This window comes from Ligilactobacillus sp. Marseille-Q7487 (genome assembly GCF_949152225.1).
In the GTDB taxonomy this organism is placed as follows: domain Bacteria; phylum Bacillota; class Bacilli; order Lactobacillales; family Lactobacillaceae; genus Ligilactobacillus.
Genome location: NZ_CASCJC010000001.1, coordinates 1,619,544 through 1,637,500 on the forward strand (window position 1 = coordinate 1,619,544; position 17,957 = coordinate 1,637,500).

Sequence of the window (17,957 nt, forward strand, 5' to 3'; positions counted from 1 at the left end):
AAAACTAGTATTATTGCTGTTTTTTGACAACGGTGTGACGCAATGTATCACTCTATTTTGATTAAGCCTTTTTCTGCAACTTGTAATCTACGGTGTAAATATTGTTTTTACGCCGATGTTAGCGCGCAACGCCAAGTAAAATCTTATGGAAAAATGACGCCTACTACCTCGCATGCTTTGATCACTAACATTTTTTCAACATTAAAGGATGGAGACATCATAAATATTGCCTTCCAAGGAGGAGAACCGACCTTGGCAGGACTTAATTTTTTTAAGGATTTCGTTTCCTTTGTCAAACAACAAAAACGCGCTATAACCGTCAATTATGCCTTACAAACCAACGGCATCTTGATTAACGAGCAATGGTGTGACTTTTTAAAAGAAAATAACTTTTTAGTGGGGCTGTCAATCGATGGACCCGCCCAATTTCATGATTTGTACCGGCGTGATCCAAAAGATCAACCGACATTCAAACGTCTAATCCACACCAAAAAATTATTCGAGCAATATAATATCGAATTTAATATTTTGTGTGTATTAACTAGTCAATTAGCTCGGCATCCACAACAAGTATTTAACTTTTTGTTGGAACAAAAAATACCTTATATTCAGTTTATCCCCTGTTTAGATGAATTAAATGTGGATAAACCAAGCCAATATGCTCTAAATCCACAACTCTTTTATCGTTTTTATAGCCGTTTATTCAAACTTTGGCTCGCTGAATTTAAAAAAGGGCATTACTTAAGTATTAAATTATTCGACGATATCATCAATTTAGTAACAAAAAAACAAGTTAATGCTTGTGGATTAACCGGATATTGCTCGTTTCAAACGGTAATTGAAGCAGATGGCTCTGTTTTCCCTTGTGATTTTTACGCTCTTGACGAATACTATGTGGGTAATATTGTGGATGAAAGCTATCAAGAATTACGCAAAAAAAATGTTATCCACAAATTTTTAACATCCCGTAGCACTCTTCCAGAATATTGTTCTGCTTGTCCTTGCAAATTTTTATGTAATGGCGGAGGCAAACGTATGCAACAAGCGATGTATGTGGATAAAAATGGTACTTTTTGTGGATATCGTGAGCTTCTTTTAGAAATCTTACCTCAAATCCAACAAGTACTACTTTATCTTCCACAGGCTAAATTTAGCTACTAAATCAAAAAAGAAGCCCATGAAATAAATTTTTCATAAGCTTCTTTTTTTACATAATTTCAATAAGTATAGACTAAGTGTTTTTAGCCTACTTTTTTAATCCATACTATTTTTGTTAGCTATTAAAACCAGCCATTTGCATCCCAGTGAGCTTTAGCAGCTTGCCATGAGCCATAACGTGACATTACATATTGTTGTGCGACACGTTCTTGGTTAGCTGGGGATAAATCGCCGTTTAAATATGAAATTGTTAATTGGTATTTACCATAATAAATCCCATTTCTTGCAGTGTATGAGCCACCAGATTCACGGCTAGCTACATATTGCTTAGCCATTTCTTCTGATTGTTGTGCTTGTATTACTGCTTGACGTTGTTGTTCTTCTTGTTGACGTCTTGCTTCTTCTTGCGCTTGTAGCTCTGCTTGGCGTTTAGCTTCTGCTTCTTGTTGCGCCTTAATTTGAGCTTGACGCTGCGCTTCAATTTCTTGTGCTCTTTGCTTTAATTGAGCAAGTTCTTGTTGTCTAGCTTCATCTTTTAACCCACTAGTTGGAACAATTTCAATTTTTTGTCCAGGGAAGATTTTATTAACATCTTCAAGATATGGGTTTGCCAATTTAATGTCAGTGACGGTTGTATTATACTTTAAAGCGATATCTGAAAGCGTATCTCCTGGTTTCACCGTCACAGTGGCTGCGCTAGCTGCGATTGCAAAAAAAGCAATTAAACTAAGAGTCGCTGTCAAAGATACCCACGCTTTTTTGAAATCCATAAAGTAAATTTCTCTCCTAACTAATTTTAAACCGTGTTGATTTTTGCCACGGCTTCTTAACACTGCTTAAGTATACGGGCTAAATGTAACATCTACATACCAAGAGCATTACTATTTTCACAAATATCGTAATATTTGGCATAAAGTGTAATAAAGGCTTCACAAAGTATAGTAAAAGTCTTTTATATATATGCAAAAAAGACTATCATTTTGCCTATTTAAGTCGCTTACAAAAAATTTTATATTATTATTAAAAATTCAAAATACTTGATTTAAAAATCATCATCTTTTTTTCAAATTTTCTTCAAAAAAATCATGTCAAGTGTTTTTTCGCAGAAATTTCATTATTTTTATAACATAAAAGTTACACAGTAACAATTTTGTTACAAAAAGCGATATTTTGCTTTAAAATCAATACTTATAGCCTCTAAAAACTCAGTATTTCACTTTGTCTCATTGTCCGTTCACTTTCATTTATTCCTAAAACAATAAAAAAATAACCTGAAATAGTGTAAAACACACTATCTCAAGTCATTTTAAGTGTTTATATCAGACATTCTTGTTTAGTCATCAACTTCTTTTTCTAAAATTGTACCATTTTGGGCATTTAATTTTACATTTACTTCTTGATTATTTACTCTAAACTTAACTTCCCAATAAGTTGTACCTAAATTACGATCTAATTCCCAACTTTCAATTGTGCCAGAACCAGCTTCTTTTTGTGCTGCTTGCGTTGCTGCTTGCAAATCCAAGATATTGCTTAAATCAAGTTTTTCATTGGCACGTTCTACTCCATTTTGTTCATCATGATCTAACATTTCACTTCTATCATGGTAGACATTTTTAGTTTCCGCATCAAATTTAAGCTCATATTCGGTATTGTCATCCATACCATCAATCTTATAGACATAGTTTCCTAAGGACTTATCTAATTCTAATTCTAAACTTGTTATATCTGTATTTGGATGCTTTTCTTGATAAAACGCAATGGCATCAGCTACACTGACTTTGATTTCTGCTGGAACACCGCTAGTAGTTGTTGTTGTTTGTGAATTCATATGTGACTGAGAACTTGATGTTGCTTGCGAATGTTGTGTCGTTGGCTGATTGTTAGAACACCCTGCCAAAACCAATGCTGCTAAAACCCCTACACCTAATAGCTTAACTTTTTTCATTTCACTTTTCCTCCATATAATATAATATCTTTCTTGTTGTCTTTATAATAGCAAGAAAGAAAACTAAAAAAATCAAATTTAGTTAAGTTTAAAATGAAGATTTCTTAATTTTTTAATGGCCATAAAATTTCAAAAGTGCTCCCCCCACCAGGAGTCTCTTTTACACTTATTTTGCCTTGGTATTTTTCAACCAAATTCTTGACGATTGCCAAGCCAATTCCTGAACCTTCAATTTGATTTGAACGTGAATTTTCTACGCGATAAAAGCGTTCAAAAATTTTGTCTTTTTGACTATCCGCAATACCTTGCCCGTGATCAACTACTTGCAAACACAAGTTATCTTGCACTTTGCTAGCTATAACTTCTACTTTACCTGGGGCATATTTACGGGCATTTTCTAATAAATTTTGAAGTATTAGCTCAATATCTTTAGAATCTGCCATTAACCATAAATCAGGATTACAATTCATTTCAACTTCTGTGTTAGATACTTCTTTTGCTCTATTTACTTCATTTATAGCTACTTGTGCGATATTAACTCGAGCAAGTTGCATTTTTTGTGTCGTCTTACTCAAAAGCAACAATCTATTAGTCAAAAGCTGCAGACGTTTTGATTCTTTATCAATAAAATCCAATGAGTTTTCGACAATTTCAGGATGTTGCTTGCCTCTACGCATAATCAATTTCACATGGCCTCTAATAGCGGCAATCGGGGTTTTTAAATCATGTGATGCATCTGCTACGAATTGTTTTTCACGTTCAATTGCTTGTTTTTGTTTATCCAATAATTGATTGAAGGCGCTTGCTACTTCTGTAATTTCTATTGGATCAGGTGGAACCGTTAGTTTTCCATCTTTAAGTTCTTTAATTTCATGTGCCATCGTAGTCAGTTTTTTACTCCATTTGGCTACTCTAAAGTAAATCAAAATGGCCCCTAATACCAAAGCTATTGCATTTAAAAATAAATTAATACGCAACAAACCCCTCGTTAAATCCAAAATGTCTTCACTATCCAATGCAATATCAACACTAAAATCACCTAAATTTTTATGCTTAACATAATAAATATCATCTCGACTAAACACAATTCCTGGAAGTAAAGGCACGCTTTTTCCAGTCTTAATTTGTTCAAATACGGCTGAAGCTGCATTTGAATAATAAACACTTCCTGATGGTAATGATAGTTTTAACGCATCTTCATCCCCAGCAGAAACATAAGCATCTACCGTACTACGCCAATCTTGACTGCGACTTTGATCTTCCTCAATGGCTACAATTATACGATCTGCCCTTTTAGAAATATATTCATATGCAAATTCGGCCGAGGCTACGATATATACTAAATTACTCACCAGTAATATTAAAAACAAAATACACAAAAAATGTTTAGTCAACTGATATTGCGCCGTCTTACTGCTTTTTTTCAAATATTGCTTCATTTTTACTTCCTCAAAACATAGCCAATGCCACGAACGGTTTGAATTAATTCACCAGCAGTACCTAACTTATTCCGCAACGTTCGAATGTACACGTCAACAACATTTGTTTGTCCAAAATACTCATATCCCCAGACACTATTTAATAACTCATCTCTAGTTTTGACTTCCTCTGGTGTCTTTAATAATTCATATAAGATGCCAAACTCTTTAGGAGTTAGTTCTACCATTTTACCTGCGACTTCAATTTGATGCTTGGCTAAGTCTAGCTTTAAATTAACATATTCTAAAACGTTATTTGTACTCTCTTTTTTAGCCAATCGTCTTTCAATCACACGAATACGGGCAAATAATTCTTCAATTTCAAAAGGTTTAGTCAAATAATCGTCTAAACCAGCATCTAAGCCAGTTACGATATCACTCGTTTGATTCTTTGCTGTCATCATAATAATAGGAATCTCACTTTGACGCCGAATCCTACGAGCTACAGTAATTCCATCATATCCAGGCAACATCCAGTCTAATAAGATTAAATCTGGCACAAATTCTTCAAATTCCTGTAAAGCTTGTTTGCCGTTATTAATTCTTTTAACTTGATAGCCTTCAAATTCAAGTTCCGTTTGAATAAAACTCGCCAAACCATCTTCATCTTCGACCAATAATATTTTTAACGTGGCCATATTCTCACCTCATTTTTCTTTCATATCTATCATACATTAAATGTTGTTTAAACGATAAGTACTTACTATTATCTTTTTATTGCTTTAGTTTAAGAAAAAATTTTTAATTATGAACAATTTTTATATCAAATTATGTTCTAACAGTGTATTATTAAGAGAGTTGCTTAATAATAGCTAATTAAGCAAAAACTATCTGGTCAACACCAGATAAATCGTGTTTAAAAAACCGAAGGGGGTTAGATTGTGAAACAGCCAATCATTTCATTTAAAAATGTCATCAAGAGCTATGATGACGACATTCCAGTTTTGAAAAATGTGAGTTTTGACATCGAGGAGGGTAAATTTTACACGTTACTCGGACCATCTGGGTGCGGTAAAACAACGATTCTTCGGATGATCGCAGGTTTTTCAGAGCCGACTAACGGAGATATCTTTTTTGAAGGCAAACGCATCAATGAGGTGCCTGCCAATAAACGTCAGGTCAATACGGTCTTTCAAGATTATGCACTTTTCCCGCATATGAATGTTTTTGAAAACATCGCATTTGGCCTGCGCATAAAAAAATTACCTAAGTACCAGATCAAACAAAAGGTAAAACAAGCCTTAAAGATGGTCCAATTGGAAGGTTATGAAAAGCGCGGGATCAACGAAATGTCTGGCGGACAAAAACAACGCGTAGCTATTGCACGTGCTATCATCAATGAACCTAAAATTTTATTACTTGATGAACCTTTGTCTGCTTTAGATCACAAATTACGCCTTGATATGCAATACGAATTACGTGAATTACAACAACGTCTAGGCATTACCTTTATTTTTGTTACTCATGACCAAGAAGAAGCTTTGGCAATGAGTGATGAAATCTTTGTTTTAAATAATGGTAATATCGTTCAAAGCGGAACGCCAGTTGATATTTATGACGAGCCAATCAACCATTACGTAGCCGATTTTATCGGTGAAAGTAACATCGTTAATGGCATTATGATTAAAGATGAATTAGTTGAATTTGTCGGCAAACGTTTTGAATGTGTCGATGGAGGAATGCGTCCAAACGAACCAGTTGAAGTTGTCTTGCGTCCAGAAGATTTAACTTTGACTGATGTAGATCATGGTAAACTCAAGGTTAAAGTAGATACTCAACTTTTTAGAGGCGTTCATTATGAAATTGTTTGTTACGACGAACAAGAAAACGAATGGATTGTTCATTCTACTCGTAAAGCACAACCTGGTAGTATGGTTGGCTTAAACTTTGAACCAGAAGATATCCATGTCATGCGTTTCAATGAGTCTGAAGAAGACTTTGATGCACGTTTGGAAAGCTATGAAGATTAGGAGGACTTAGCATGAAAAAGATGCGCACTTTTTTTGCGATTCCTTACTTTTTATGGCTCGCTTTATTTGTAATTGCTCCCGTAATTTTAGTTGTGGGATACTCATTTTTAGATACTAACGGTCATTTTACTTTGGCCAACTATGCCGCTTATCTTGGCTCTGGCAAATACTTGATGATGACATTTAACTCAGTTTGGTATGCTTTTTTGATTACATTGATTACATTAGTTATCAGCTACCCAACAGCCTATTTTTTGACTAAATTAAAGCACAAAGACTTATGGCTGTTACTCATCATTTTGCCAACTTGGATTAATTTACTTTTAAAAGCCTATGCATTTATCGGTATCTTTGGGATCCACGGTGGTGTCAATAGCTTTTTAGGCTTCTTTGGGATTGCGCCACAGCAAATCTTATTTACCGATTTTAGTTTCTTAGTAGTTTCGATGTATATTGAATTGCCATTTATGATCATTCCGATCTTTAATGCTTTAGAAGAAATGGATCAATCCCTCATTTCAGCAAGCAAGGACTTAGGGGCTAATCGCATCCAGACTTTTTGGAAAGTTGTTTTCCCGCTATCTTTAAACGGGGTTAAAAGTGGCATTCAGGCCGTCTTTATTCCTTCACTTTCCTTATTTATGCTAACACGTTTAATCGGTGGCAATCGTGTGATCACCTTAGGAACTGCGATTGAAGAACACTTCTTGGTTACACAAAACTGGGGCATGGGTTCAACCATCGGCGTGGTCTTAATCATTGCAATGTTTGTTGTGATGATGCTGACTGGTGAAAAAAAGACGGGAGGTAAAAAATAATGAAGAAATTTAAATGGGCTAATCTTTATTTAATCATTGTTTTTATCTTTTTATACTTGCCAATCGCTTATTTGATGTATTATTCCTTCAATAAAGGTAATAATATGAATCATTTTACTGGCTTTTCATTGCGTCACTTCAATGATTTATTCGGCGACACACGTTTAATGATCATTCTTTTGAATACATTTATGTTGGCTTTTTTATCTTCATTGATCGCAACAATTATCGGAACCTTTGGAGCTTTGTCAATCTATTACTCCAAAAAACGGACTACCCGTAATAGCTTATTATCAGCTAACAACATTTTAATGGTTTCTCCTGATGTTATCATTGGTGCTAGCTTTTTAATTTTCTTTACCATGGTCGGTTCGTTATTTAGTGGCTTTAGCCTAGGCTTTTGGACCGTCTTGCTTTCACATATTGCATTTAGTATTCCAATTGTGGTGTTGATGGTTTTACCAAAGTTACAAGAAATGAAAGACTCAATGGTATCGGCAGCCTATGACTTAGGGGCTAATCACTTCCAAGTCTTAAAAGATATCATCTTACCTTATCTAACACCAGGCATTATTGCTGGGTATTTTATGGCTTTCACTTATTCATTAGATGACTTTGCCGTAACATTTTTCGTTACTGGAAATGGCTTTTCCACCCTATCTGTGGAAATCTATTCCCGCGCACGTCAAGGTGTTAGCTTAGAAATCAATGCTTTAAGTACACTTGTCTTCTTGTTTTCTTTAGTTTTAGTGATTGGTTACTACTATATTAGTAAAGACAATACTAAAACAAACCGCAAAGGAGGCGAAGTTTAATGAAAAAATTACGTGCTCTTTTTATTGGCATTGTTGCCATCATTGCTTTGCTTTTGTTAGGTGCCCACTTGCTTAACCGTTCAACAGGAATGGCTGGGGCTAAAGTGATTAATATCTATAACTGGGGCGATTATATCGATCCTGACCTAATTACTAAATTTGAAAAGCAAACTGGCTATAAGGTTAACTATGAAACTTTTGACTCTAATGAAGCTATGTATACTAAGATTCAACAAGGCGGAACCAACTATGATATTGCGGTTCCAAGTGAATATATGATTGAAAAAATGCGCGCTGCTCATTTGCTTAAAAAAATCGATCATGCCAAATTACCAAATCTCAAGTATATCGACCCGCGCTTCTTAAACAAGAGCTTTGATCCAGGAAACCATTACTCTATCCCATATTTTTGGGGAACTTTAGGCATCATCTATAATGACAAATTCTATAAGAAATCTGATGTAGATAGTTGGAATAAACTTTGGGATAAAAAGTTTAGAAATCAAATCATGTTTGTCGATGGTGCGCGTGAATTTATGGGAATTGGCTTAAGTAGTTTAGGTTATTCTTTAAATAGTAAAAACGATACACAAATTCAGCAAGCTTATGAAAAGCTCAAAAAGCTCGCACCAAACGCTAAGGCGATTGTCTCAGATGAAATTAAGATGTACATGAGCAACGAAGAAAGCAACATTGCTATAACTTATTCGGGTGAAGCTTGCGACATGATGGCCAATAACAGCCATTTGCACTACGTTATTCCTGAAGGCGGTACTAACTTATGGTTTGACAACATTGTTATCCCTAAGACCGCTAAAAATCTTAAAGGTGCTTATGCTTTTATCAACTTCATGTTAAAGCCTGAAAATGCAGCTCAAAACGCCGAATACATCGGTTATTCCACTCCTAATAAAGGAGCTATGAAGATTTTGCCTAAATCGATTACATCTGATCGCCAATTTTATCCAACTGAAAAACAATTAGATAAAATGGAAGTTTACTCTAACTTAGGGCAATATTATTTGCAAAAATATAACGATTTATATCTTGAATTAAAGATGTATCGGAAATAACAGCATAAATTCTCTTTACTCACTAATCAGTAAAGAGGATTTTTTGTAGCTAAAAAATATTAACTCCTGTATAATTCAAAAATTAGCCCTTACTAATTAATGTCTATTTTTTAAATACGCGTACTAATTCAAAAAGCGTTCTGATTGCCATGATTAAAGCTAAAAAAGTAATCACGACTACTAAGGTATTTTCCATTACTGGTGGTGCTAATAATAAGCCTACAAAATAAAGCACTGCTAATATGATCACATTAAAAATCAATGATACTCCTAATTCTGCATCAGAATCCTTTTTGTTAAAGTTAAAAATATTCTTCCAAAAATCTGTATATAAACTAAACATTTTTATTCCCCCTATTTATTGCCTATCTTTTGTAACGTTTTTGTTACTTTTATTATACAGATATGTTACAAAACCGTCTGCAAAATTTATATAATTTTTTTGATAAATTTTTAAACACTCACTTAAATAAATGTTTAAACATTGATATATAAACATTTAATACTAATTTTCTCGAAAAATTTTATTATTATCATAAACAAATAGTTATTAAAACTAAAATATACTGCAGTATAGTAGCATACTTTTGTTTCTAATTTTAAACTAAAAAAGCCCTCTTCACTGGAAGATTCCAAGCAAAGAGAGCTTAATAGCTTTAATATTGCCTGCCCTTGTCTAATTGGACAAAAATCATAGTCTAACAGGCTTTTTAATTTACTTTTAGTGCTTGTAAAATTTCTTTAAGACTTTGTGCCTCAATTTGACCTGGAGCCGAAGCTTGTCCAACACTACCAAACGTTAAACAAGAGCCTACAACTTCACCACAAACACGTGTTAACTTGCCTAAATCACCCATTGCCATCGAAATAACAGGTTGATCTAAGCGTGCAGCAACTTCTTGCGTAGCCGTCAACAGATTCAAGACATCCAAGACACAGTTTGGCATCACCGCAATCTTGAGAATATCTGCATGATAATTAGCCATCAACTCTAAACGACGAACCATTTCAGCTACAGTTGGGGTCTTAGCAAAATCATGATTACTCATGATAACTTTGATATCATTAGCATCTGCTAGTATCGCCATTTTTTTGACTTTTCTTGTCGTTTGAAACAACTCGATATCTAAAATATCGGCCAACTTGTTTGTTACTACATGTTCGTAAATTTCAAAGTACTTATCTTCACTGATTTCCATTGCACCGCCTTCTTTAGCGGTTCTAAAGGTTATCAACAAAGGAATTTCACCGATAACTTCACGCAATTGTTGCGCAGCTGTCGTCAAGCTAGCAAAGTCTAAGACACTTTCAAAAAAGTCAATGCGCCATTCGATAACTTCTGCCAATGCTTTAGCTTCTTTAGCTTGAACAAGCAAATCACTTGTCGTCTTAGCTGTTAAAGGAACGGCAATCTTAGGACGGCCTTGTCCTAAAATTGTTTGTCTAATTTTTACAGGTTTCATCTATTTATCCTCGTTAAAGATCAAATCTCTAATATAATCAACCGGCATTTCTTTACCAGTCCAAAGTTTGAAGGCTTCTGCCCCTTGTTCTAACATCATGCCTAAGCCATTATGAACATGTTTAACCCCAGCGCTCTTAGCAATCTTCATTAATTTAGTTTCACGTGGAGCGTAAACCGTATCATAAACAATCATATCTTCATGGAACCAACTTGGGTCATTAACTAAGCTTACGTCTTCTAATGGCTTCATTCCTGCACCAGTTGCATCACAGTAAATATCACATTCAGCCAAGCATTGTTTGAAATCTTCACTATCTTCTAAGCGATGTAAGCTTGCCTTGCAGTCAGTTTCTTTATTGATAATCTCAACGTTTTGACGTGCAGTTTCAAAGTTGCGATCATCACGGTTAAAAATAGCAATTTCTGCAACACCGTCTAAGGCTGCTTGAATTGCAATTGGTGTACCAGCGCCACCAGCACCAGCTAAGACCATCTTTTTACCACGAATATCTAAGCCTTCATCTTCTAACGACTTCATAAAACCTGTCCCATCAGTGGTATAGCCGGTCAAAACACCATTATCGTTAACAACTGTGTTAACCGCACCAGCCATTTTTGCGGCAGGAGATAATTTATCTAAATATGGAAGAATCTTTTGTTTGTTTGGCATCGAAATGTTGCAACCACGCATATCCAAGGTGCGAATCGATTGTACCGCATCTTCTAACTTATCATTATCGATTTCAAATGCAAGATAAGCATAGTTTAAACCTAGTTTTGCAAAAGCGTTGTTATGCATGGTGGGTGACATTGAATGTCTGATTGGGTAAGCCATCAAACCAATTAAAAGTGTGTGTCCATCAATACGTTCCATTAGAAATCTCCTCCTAAAGTTTAATTAACTTATTTATGATAATTTAGCGGCATTGGTTCCGGCAATATAACCAGAAGAAATACCCCAAGTATTCATCATACTTGGCATCGAATCATGACCATTAGCACCGGCAACAACTTCGCCTGCACCATAAAGATTAGCAATCTTATGCCCATCTTTAGTTTGTAAACGTAAATCTGTACGTGCACTAAAGCCACCTAAAGTTGTTGCGAAACGATCACGTTGTTCAACCAAATAGAAAACATCACCTTCATAAACATGTAACATTTCCTTAGAGCGACCAAATTCGCTATCTTGACCAGCTTTGGCAAATTCGTTGTATCGTGTCACGGTAGCAACCAAAGCTTGCGGATTAATACCTGCTTTAGTTGCTACTTCGCTAAGCGTACCTTTGACAAACAACGGTGGTTGTTTATCCGCTAAGGCAAAATATTTGGCAATTTCTTCTTCATTAAAGTCGTGTAAGACTAACAATTGATAAAATTCTTGCCACATCTTTTCATCTAAAACAAGATATGCAATCTTTTCTGGTTGTTCTAAGACCGCATTACGTAACTTAGCATACACATCTGATTCATTAACGATTCTTTGCCCCAACTTATTAACATAAATTGCGCCCATATCAGTTGCTTTTTTAGAAGCATAAGTCGTCAATTTGGCACGTCCCGGTTCGGTTTGGACTCCATGTGGATAAACTTTGTACCAATCAAGATTTTGTGTTTTTAAATCAAGTTCTTTTAAGAAATCAAACGCATCACCCGTAGAAGTCATCGGACCATAGTAATTGATTCCTTGATTTTCTTGTCCGCGCATTTTTTCGTTAGCACCATAACCACCACTTGCCAACACGATTGCATCAGCATAGACGATAACTTTTTTATTATGTCCTTGTGCAATAAAGCCGATTGGTTTTTTATCTTCATCATAAAGCATTTCTTCAACGCGGCTATCTAAAAAGATCTTACCGCCTTTTTTAACAAAGGCATCTGCAACTTTAGTAATCAATTCATAACTACTTGAGCTAGGCAATTCAACTTGACGTTGTACACTGTGTTCTGGTGTTTGGGTTTGTGCTTTTTGATAATGCAAATCGGCAAAGTTACTGATAAAATCAATCGCATCCCCGATATTTTGCGCCATCAATTGCGTCATTTCAACCGTATTAGTATCTAAACATTCGCGTGCAACATCGCTAGCCAACAAATCAGGACTGTCGTTGTTATCACCAAAGATTTTTTGCGCTACTTTTGAACCGGTTGCTGTTACGTTTGAACCATTTAAAATGGTAGCTCCTCCAAGATAGCCATTTTTTTCGACTAAGGCGACACGCTTACCCAAGCTTAAGGCACGGCAAGCTGCAACCAAACCAGCTTCGCCACCACCGATAACAGCAACATCGACATGGCCTTTATAAACTTTTTTAGCCTTTGGTTTAGGTGTAGGTAAGCTAACACCAGCTTGATTAACGGCTTGTTTACCAGATTCTAAAATCGCCTTACTCATGACGGTTGCTCCACTGACAACATCGACTTCAAAGCTTTGTTCTTCTAGAATACTTTCTTTTAATTTGCCAAACACCTGCTTAAAAATAGCCGGTGTTTCACTGTGTTGTTTGACCTCGATATTGGTCATCTTATCGTTATCGACCTTGATTCCAAAGGCGATTGGCCCATTGTGGCCATTGGCTTGAGCTAAGATTTCTTTCATCTTTTTTCGTTCCTTCTCTAATCAAAATTATACTTCTTCTTACGATAAATTAAGACTGTACTAACAACAACAGAAGCTATTGTGATAATTGTGTCAATCCAAAAGACTGTTAAGACACTTTGAGCAGTTTCATTAAGAATAAAACTCGAGATTAATGGCCCAATAAAATAAGTAGTTGAAGCCATCAAACTGTAATAACTAGTCAACTTACCATGACCGTGTGGGAAGTAATTTGTCAAAACGGCTAAACCTAATTGCCAAATACCACCAGCTCCAAAAAAGCCGATTGCCACACTAGCAATACGTGCAGTCGTCAAAGATGGTGTAAGCACCATCGCTGCTAGTGCTAATGCAGATACTAAAGAATAAAAACCTACAATCGTTAATGGCTTAATCTTAGTTACGATTGTTGCGGTAATAAACACTGAAATCATCGAAGCCATCGCATACCAAGAAATCAAAGTCTTGGAAGCTTCTTCGGCTAAATGCAAGACGTTACTTCCAAAGTATGGTGCATATTGGGAAAAGACATAAAAAGTAAAGCTAATCGAAAAACCTAAAAAGATCAACATTACTCCATCCAATGCCATCTTAGGCCCATCGACACTCGTTGTTGCTTGTTGCACCGTTGTTTCTTCTTTTTTAGAGCTTGCTTGTGGTGCAAATGGTGTAAAGATTACCCAAACAATATCTAATACCAACACCAATACTAAAGCAAAAACAGTTAAACGCGCATCATGAACAGTCGCAACCCAAAACGGAAAGACAAATTGTGCTAAAGACATCGCAGCTTTAACTAAAGAGTTCATCGTGGCTGCTTTTTTAGGAAATGCTTCGGTGATTGCAGGATAACCAGACGTATCCCCAAAGGTATTAGTAGCACCAAAGAATAAAGCAGCGATACATGCCATTACTAAGCTATGACTAAAAGCGGCTCCTAACAAGAAAATAATATCTGTAACCATCGCAATAATCATGGTCTTTTTACGTCCAATTCTATCCGAAATAACTCCGGCAAAAAGAATGGTCAATAATCGACCAACCCCAACCACAGATAATACCGTAGAAACACCTTTTACATCTGTATTCCAAGCTTCTTGGAAATATGAGCTGTATTGGGAAATGATAATGGTCGCCATCCCCACAATCGCATAGTTAACATAGACAGTTGCCGCGACTCCTGCATAATTTCTCTTCTTCACGGTATAACTCCTCCGTTCATATTATTTTTGATGATGTTCAATCGCATATTGGCGGCGGCCACCTGGTTTTGGTGTCATATCACCCATCATGATTCCAAAACCACCTTCAACTGTGACTTCACCACCATTAGTGTAATCAGAACGATCACTAGCCAAGAATAACACGGCATTGGAGATATCACTCAAATCCCCGATCCGCTTGCTGGCAGTTAAACGTTTGCGTCCTTGTTCTACTTCTGGATCAGCATAAAATGGTGCGGAAAGCGGTGTTTTAACGAAGCATGGTAACACGCAGTTACTCTTGATACCAAATTGTCCCCATTCAGCGGCCATTTGACGTGACATCATGTTAACTCCAGCTTTAGTTGTACTGTAAGCTCCACTATATGTTTCGGGGAAACGTGAAGCAATTGTAGACACATGAACCATTGAGCCTTTGTTTTGCTTAATCATAACTTGGCCTACGCGTTGTGACATCAAGAAATAACCATTCAAGTTAACATCTACTGTTTGTTTCCATTCATCAAAACCTAAATCTTCTAATGGTGAAAACTTCAAGATAGCTGCCGTATTAACTAGAATATCAATTCTACCAAATTTTTCTATAACGCTTGCTACAGCTGCATCAACATCAACTTCTTTTGTTGTGTTACAGCTAACGCCTAAGGTTTCAACCCCATATTTTGTTTGTAATTCTTGCGCATATTGTGTCGCTTTATCGCCATTTAAATCACAAACAACTACTTTAGCTCCTTGTTGGGCAAAATCGGCACAAAAACGTGTACCCATACCACCAACGCCACCGGTCACTATTACGACCTTATCAGCTAATCCTAACCATGAATCTTTCATCTCTATCTCTCCTCATTAATCTGCTAAAATTTCAGGCCAAGCTTCTTTTAAGACTTTAACAGTTTGTTGATATGTGAAGTTAGCATTCCAATCTAAACCTTTGCTTAAGTAGTTATCAGAGATTACTTCAACACCGATAACCTTTGGATCAACGCCAGCTTCTTTAATCATCTTGATAAAACCTACTGTATCAGCTTCACCCATTCCTGGTGCCAAACGATCATGCATTGATTCATCACGTAAAATTGATTTTGCATATGGTCGTTTGTAGGCATCATCCAATTGGATGGCAATCACTTTTTTAGCTTGTTCTTTAGTTAATAAACCTTCATATCGTTGATTTGCACGTACCCAATGCCAAGTATCTAATAATATCATCGCATTATCACAATTTGCAGCTTCTAAAATCTTCCATGTCTTATCCAAATTAGGCATTCCACTATAAGGCATTGGTTCTAAGGCAATAATTAAATCACCTGCACGTTGGCATAATTCACGCAATTTTTGTGCAGTATAATCAACTGGATAATCTTCCATCAAACCAGTGTTGATGTGTTTAACGCCAAAGAGTTCACACATATGAAAACATGTTTGTTCTTTATATTTTTGTTCGTATGAACGTTCTGGCTCACACCATTGCACGATGTATTCAACTTCTGTACACTTAATTTGATATTTATTGAGCAAATCTAAGATATCTTGATCAGTTAAACCTTCATTGAGAGCGTCAACATACGTTTCTGCACGTAATCCGATACCATCATATCCTGCTTCGCTAGCAGCCTTACAACGCTCTTCAAATGTACATTTATCTCCTAAAGTCCATGAACTTAAAGTAATTGGATGTGTTTTTGACATAGCTTCCACCTCATTTGTGATATAATTATCAATCTTTTTTACACATATAGTATAGAACCGTTTTTGTTTTGCTTCCAATCGATATATTAAAAAAAACAATAAAAAAATTCTATCATTTTACTATAACTATTTTTGTATTATAATTTAACTATAGTTATTTTATTTTGCTTTGGAGGTTTTTCCATGAATTTACAACAGCTTCATTATCTTTCTGTGTTAGCACAAACCGAAAACTACACCCAAGCAGCTAAGCTTTTGCATATCACTCAGCCTAGTTTAAGTTATGCAATTAGTACCTTGGAAGCACAAATCGGGATTGAACTTTTCAAAAAAGAAGGCCGTAATGTCAAATTAACCAAAGCTGGCCAAATTTTCGTTTCTGAAAGCTCCCAAGCTCTAGAAATTTTAAATCGGGCAATTGAACGTGCAAAAGAATCTGATAACGAGCAAAGTTTAGTCAAAATAGCTGCCTTAAGAGTCTTGCAAACGCGTTGGTTACCTAATCAAATTCGCAATTTTTTAGCCAGTTATACTACTCAATCTTCTGAGCCAAAATTTGAATTTGGAACTGGTACAGGCTTTTCATTAAAAATGATTGAAATGTTGCGTAACGAAGAAATCGATATTTGTTTTTGTTCAAAAATCGACAACCAAGAAGATATCGATTACTTCCCTGTAGTCGAACAAAAACTTGTCTTAATCACTCCTAAAGATCATCCATTAGCCAATAAAACTAGTATTAACCTTAGCGAAACTTTAGACTATAAACAAATTACCTTTGCACCTAATACTGGATTATATTTCGAAATAGAAAAACTCTTTTCTATTTGTGGCAAATCTCCTGAAAGCATGTATACGGTTGAAGAAGATGTCTCTGTAGCTGGTATGGTTGCTGCTGGCTTTGGGATTGCTGTTGTTCCTCGTATGCAAATCCTTGATCATTTACCGGTTAGTGTTATTCCAATTGAATTTCCTAACTGGCATCGTTTGATTTATATGGCTACCTTAAAAAAACATTATCAAAATCAAACAAGTCAAGCGTTTATCAATTACATAAAAGAAAATATTGTCTTAGAATTACACCACTAAAAAAAAGCCATCAGATTACTCTGATGACTGGCTTACAGATATTTTTGCTTTAATAAGCCTAACCATAGGCCTATAAAAATTCCTATTTTATTCTAACAGATTTGTTACTAAAAAAATTAGGACCAATAGAAACTCTATCAGTCCTAAAAATTATAAAGCTACTTTGCACAGCAACTTCCTACCCTCGCAAGGGGCGATCCCCTAACTACTCTTGGCGTAACAAAGCTTAACTTCTGTGTTCGGAATGGGAACAGGTGTATCCTTTGTGCCATCATCACTGTACTAAAAAAAGCGGAAGACGGGATTCGAACCCGCGACCCCCACCTTGGCAAGGTGATGTTCTACCACTGAACTACTTCCGCATGTGCACGGCAACTTCCTACCCTTGCAGGGGGCGATCCCCCAACTACTCTCGGCGTAATGAAGCTTAACTTCTGTGTTCGGAATGGGAACAGGTGTATCCTTCATGCCATCGTCACCGCACTATTTAAATGTTGAAAGAAATTTGTTCTCTCAAAACTAGATTCAAACACTTCAGAGAAAACTGCGTTTTGACTTTGGTTAAGTCCTCGACCGATTAGTAATGGTCCGCTCCATGCCTCACGGCACTTCCACTTCCATCCTATCTACCT

The 17,957-nt window shown here is 35.9% G+C and carries 17 protein-coding genes, 1 tRNA gene and 3 rRNA genes (1 of these 21 only partly in view); 6 read left to right on the forward strand and 15 right to left on the reverse strand.

Features of this window, described 5'->3' with window-relative positions; all coding sequences use genetic code 11:
* Positions 1 to 42: 42 nt before the first annotated feature.
* A complete protein-coding gene (locus QM017_RS08020; RefSeq protein ID WP_282709427.1) occupies positions 43 to 1,161 on the forward strand; it encodes a radical SAM protein in 1,119 nt (372 codons plus the stop codon).
* A gap of 119 nt (positions 1,162 to 1,280) precedes the next feature.
* Here the strand turns inward: QM017_RS08020 and QM017_RS08025 are convergent, their stop codons facing one another.
* The 4 genes from QM017_RS08025 to QM017_RS08040 form a co-directional block, all read right to left on the reverse strand.
* Positions 1,281 to 1,928, reverse strand: coding sequence for a LysM peptidoglycan-binding domain-containing protein (locus QM017_RS08025; protein WP_178197963.1), 648 nt, complete (start codon positions 1,926 to 1,928; stop codon positions 1,281 to 1,283).
* 563 nt (positions 1,929 to 2,491) lie between these two features.
* Positions 2,492 to 3,103, reverse strand: coding sequence for a PepSY domain-containing protein (locus QM017_RS08030; protein WP_178197962.1), 612 nt, complete (start codon positions 3,101 to 3,103; stop codon positions 2,492 to 2,494).
* A 104-nt stretch (positions 3,104 to 3,207) separates the two neighbouring features.
* Entirely contained in the window at positions 3,208 to 4,542 is a 1,335-nt protein-coding gene (locus tag QM017_RS08035; RefSeq protein ID WP_282709428.1) for a HAMP domain-containing sensor histidine kinase, read from the reverse strand.
* Positions 4,543 to 4,544: 2 nt separating this feature from the next.
* Positions 4,545 to 5,219 (reverse strand): response regulator transcription factor, encoded by a 675-nt coding sequence (locus tag QM017_RS08040; RefSeq protein ID WP_282709429.1) that lies wholly within the window; start codon positions 5,217 to 5,219, stop codon positions 4,545 to 4,547.
* Between the two features lie 243 nt (positions 5,220 to 5,462).
* Here QM017_RS08040 and QM017_RS08045 point away from each other — a divergent pair, with 243 nt between their 5' ends.
* Genes QM017_RS08045 through QM017_RS08060 form a run of 4 tightly spaced genes read left to right on the forward strand, consistent with a single transcriptional unit; the run spans position 5,463 to position 9,257 of the window.
* Complete coding sequence (locus tag QM017_RS08045; RefSeq protein ID WP_282709430.1) at positions 5,463 to 6,551, forward strand: ABC transporter ATP-binding protein; 1,089 nt, start codon at positions 5,463 to 5,465, stop codon at positions 6,549 to 6,551.
* A gap of 11 nt (positions 6,552 to 6,562) precedes the next feature.
* Entirely contained in the window at positions 6,563 to 7,369 is an 807-nt protein-coding gene (locus tag QM017_RS08050; RefSeq protein WP_178197958.1) for an ABC transporter permease, read from the forward strand.
* Positions 7,369 to 8,184 carry an ABC transporter permease gene (locus tag QM017_RS08055; protein ID WP_178197957.1) on the forward strand — a complete coding sequence of 272 codons (816 nt, stop codon included), beginning with the start codon at positions 7,369 to 7,371 and terminating at the stop codon, positions 8,182 to 8,184. Before QM017_RS08050 ends, QM017_RS08055 begins: the two co-directional genes overlap by 1 nt.
* Positions 8,184 to 9,257, forward strand: a complete 1,074-nt coding sequence (locus QM017_RS08060; RefSeq protein WP_282709431.1) for an ABC transporter substrate-binding protein — start codon at positions 8,184 to 8,186, stop codon at positions 9,255 to 9,257. The genes QM017_RS08055 and QM017_RS08060 overlap by 1 nt, the downstream gene beginning before the upstream one ends.
* 103 nt (positions 9,258 to 9,360) lie before the next feature.
* Here QM017_RS08060 and QM017_RS08065 read toward each other — a convergent pair whose 3' ends face one another.
* The 7 genes from QM017_RS08065 to QM017_RS08095 all read right to left on the reverse strand — a co-directional run bounded on the left by QM017_RS08065 (position 9,361) and on the right by QM017_RS08095 (position 16,236).
* Positions 9,361 to 9,600, reverse strand: coding sequence for a hypothetical protein (locus QM017_RS08065; RefSeq protein ID WP_282709432.1), 240 nt, complete (start codon positions 9,598 to 9,600; stop codon positions 9,361 to 9,363).
* Positions 9,601 to 9,967: 367 nt separating this feature from the next.
* The gene (aroD, locus tag QM017_RS08070) at positions 9,968 to 10,720 is read right to left on the reverse strand and encodes a type I 3-dehydroquinate dehydratase (RefSeq protein WP_282709433.1); all 753 of its coding nucleotides are present in this window, start codon (positions 10,718 to 10,720) and stop codon (positions 9,968 to 9,970) included.
* The gene (locus tag QM017_RS08075) at positions 10,721 to 11,596 is read right to left on the reverse strand and encodes a shikimate dehydrogenase (protein ID WP_282709434.1); all 876 of its coding nucleotides are present in this window, start codon (positions 11,594 to 11,596) and stop codon (positions 10,721 to 10,723) included.
* Between the two features lie 33 nt (positions 11,597 to 11,629).
* A complete protein-coding gene (locus QM017_RS08080) occupies positions 11,630 to 13,324 on the reverse strand; it encodes an FAD-dependent oxidoreductase (protein ID WP_282709435.1) in 1,695 nt (564 codons plus the stop codon).
* A gap of 17 nt (positions 13,325 to 13,341) precedes the next feature.
* Positions 13,342 to 14,526 (reverse strand): MFS transporter, encoded by a 1,185-nt coding sequence (locus QM017_RS08085; RefSeq protein ID WP_282709436.1) that lies wholly within the window; start codon positions 14,524 to 14,526, stop codon positions 13,342 to 13,344.
* Between the two features lie 21 nt (positions 14,527 to 14,547).
* Positions 14,548 to 15,378, reverse strand: a complete 831-nt coding sequence (locus QM017_RS08090; RefSeq protein ID WP_178195714.1) for an SDR family oxidoreductase — start codon at positions 15,376 to 15,378, stop codon at positions 14,548 to 14,550.
* Positions 15,379 to 15,393: 15 nt separating this feature from the next.
* Positions 15,394 to 16,236 carry a sugar phosphate isomerase/epimerase family protein gene (locus tag QM017_RS08095; protein WP_282709437.1) on the reverse strand — a complete coding sequence of 281 codons (843 nt, stop codon included), beginning with the start codon at positions 16,234 to 16,236 and terminating at the stop codon, positions 15,394 to 15,396.
* A gap of 183 nt (positions 16,237 to 16,419) precedes the next feature.
* Between QM017_RS08095 and QM017_RS08100 the strand changes: the two genes are divergently transcribed.
* The gene (locus QM017_RS08100; protein WP_178195718.1) at positions 16,420 to 17,325 is read left to right on the forward strand and encodes a LysR family transcriptional regulator; all 906 of its coding nucleotides are present in this window, start codon (positions 16,420 to 16,422) and stop codon (positions 17,323 to 17,325) included.
* Positions 17,326 to 17,490: 165 nt separating this feature from the next.
* Here the strand turns inward: QM017_RS08100 and rrf (QM017_RS08105) are convergent.
* The 4 genes from rrf (QM017_RS08105) to QM017_RS08120 form a co-directional block, all read right to left on the reverse strand.
* Positions 17,491 to 17,607, reverse strand: a 5S ribosomal RNA gene (gene rrf / locus QM017_RS08105).
* A gap of 8 nt (positions 17,608 to 17,615) precedes the next feature.
* Positions 17,616 to 17,687, reverse strand: a tRNA-Gly gene (locus tag QM017_RS08110).
* A gap of 4 nt (positions 17,688 to 17,691) precedes the next feature.
* Positions 17,692 to 17,808, reverse strand: a 5S ribosomal RNA gene (gene rrf / locus QM017_RS08115).
* A gap of 74 nt (positions 17,809 to 17,882) precedes the next feature.
* Positions 17,883 to 17,957 (reverse strand): 23S ribosomal RNA (locus QM017_RS08120) (it continues 2,841 nt past the right edge of the window).

Excerpts from the sequence above, each read along its gene's own strand:
- QM017_RS08080 (WP_282709435.1), bottom strand. The coding sequence starts at position 13,324 with ATGAAAGAAATCTTAGCTCAAGCCAATGGCCACAATGGGCCAATCGCC.
- QM017_RS08050 (WP_178197958.1), top strand. The coding sequence starts at position 6,563 with ATGAAAAAGATGCGCACTTTTTTTGCGATTCCTTACTTTTTATGGCTC.
- QM017_RS08040 (WP_282709429.1), bottom strand. The coding sequence starts at position 5,219 with ATGGCCACGTTAAAAATATTATTGGTCGAAGATGAAGATGGTTTGGCG.
- QM017_RS08060 (WP_282709431.1), top strand. The coding sequence starts at position 8,184 with ATGAAAAAATTACGTGCTCTTTTTATTGGCATTGTTGCCATCATTGCT.
- QM017_RS08020 (WP_282709427.1), top strand. The coding sequence starts at position 43 with ATGTATCACTCTATTTTGATTAAGCCTTTTTCTGCAACTTGTAATCTA.
- QM017_RS08095 (WP_282709437.1), bottom strand. The coding sequence starts at position 16,236 with ATGTCAAAAACACATCCAATTACTTTAAGTTCATGGACTTTAGGAGAT.
- QM017_RS08025 (WP_178197963.1), bottom strand. The coding sequence starts at position 1,928 with ATGGATTTCAAAAAAGCGTGGGTATCTTTGACAGCGACTCTTAGTTTA.
- QM017_RS08075 (WP_282709434.1), bottom strand. The coding sequence starts at position 11,596 with ATGGAACGTATTGATGGACACACACTTTTAATTGGTTTGATGGCTTAC.
- aroD (WP_282709433.1), bottom strand. The coding sequence starts at position 10,720 with ATGAAACCTGTAAAAATTAGACAAACAATTTTAGGACAAGGCCGTCCT.
- QM017_RS08055 (WP_178197957.1), top strand. The coding sequence starts at position 7,369 with ATGAAGAAATTTAAATGGGCTAATCTTTATTTAATCATTGTTTTTATC.
- QM017_RS08065 (WP_282709432.1), bottom strand. The coding sequence starts at position 9,600 with ATGTTTAGTTTATATACAGATTTTTGGAAGAATATTTTTAACTTTAAC.
- QM017_RS08090 (WP_178195714.1), bottom strand. The coding sequence starts at position 15,378 with ATGAAAGATTCATGGTTAGGATTAGCTGATAAGGTCGTAATAGTGACC.
- QM017_RS08100 (WP_178195718.1), top strand. The coding sequence starts at position 16,420 with ATGAATTTACAACAGCTTCATTATCTTTCTGTGTTAGCACAAACCGAA.
- QM017_RS08035 (WP_282709428.1), bottom strand. The coding sequence starts at position 4,542 with ATGAAGCAATATTTGAAAAAAAGCAGTAAGACGGCGCAATATCAGTTG.
- QM017_RS08030 (WP_178197962.1), bottom strand. The coding sequence starts at position 3,103 with ATGAAAAAAGTTAAGCTATTAGGTGTAGGGGTTTTAGCAGCATTGGTT.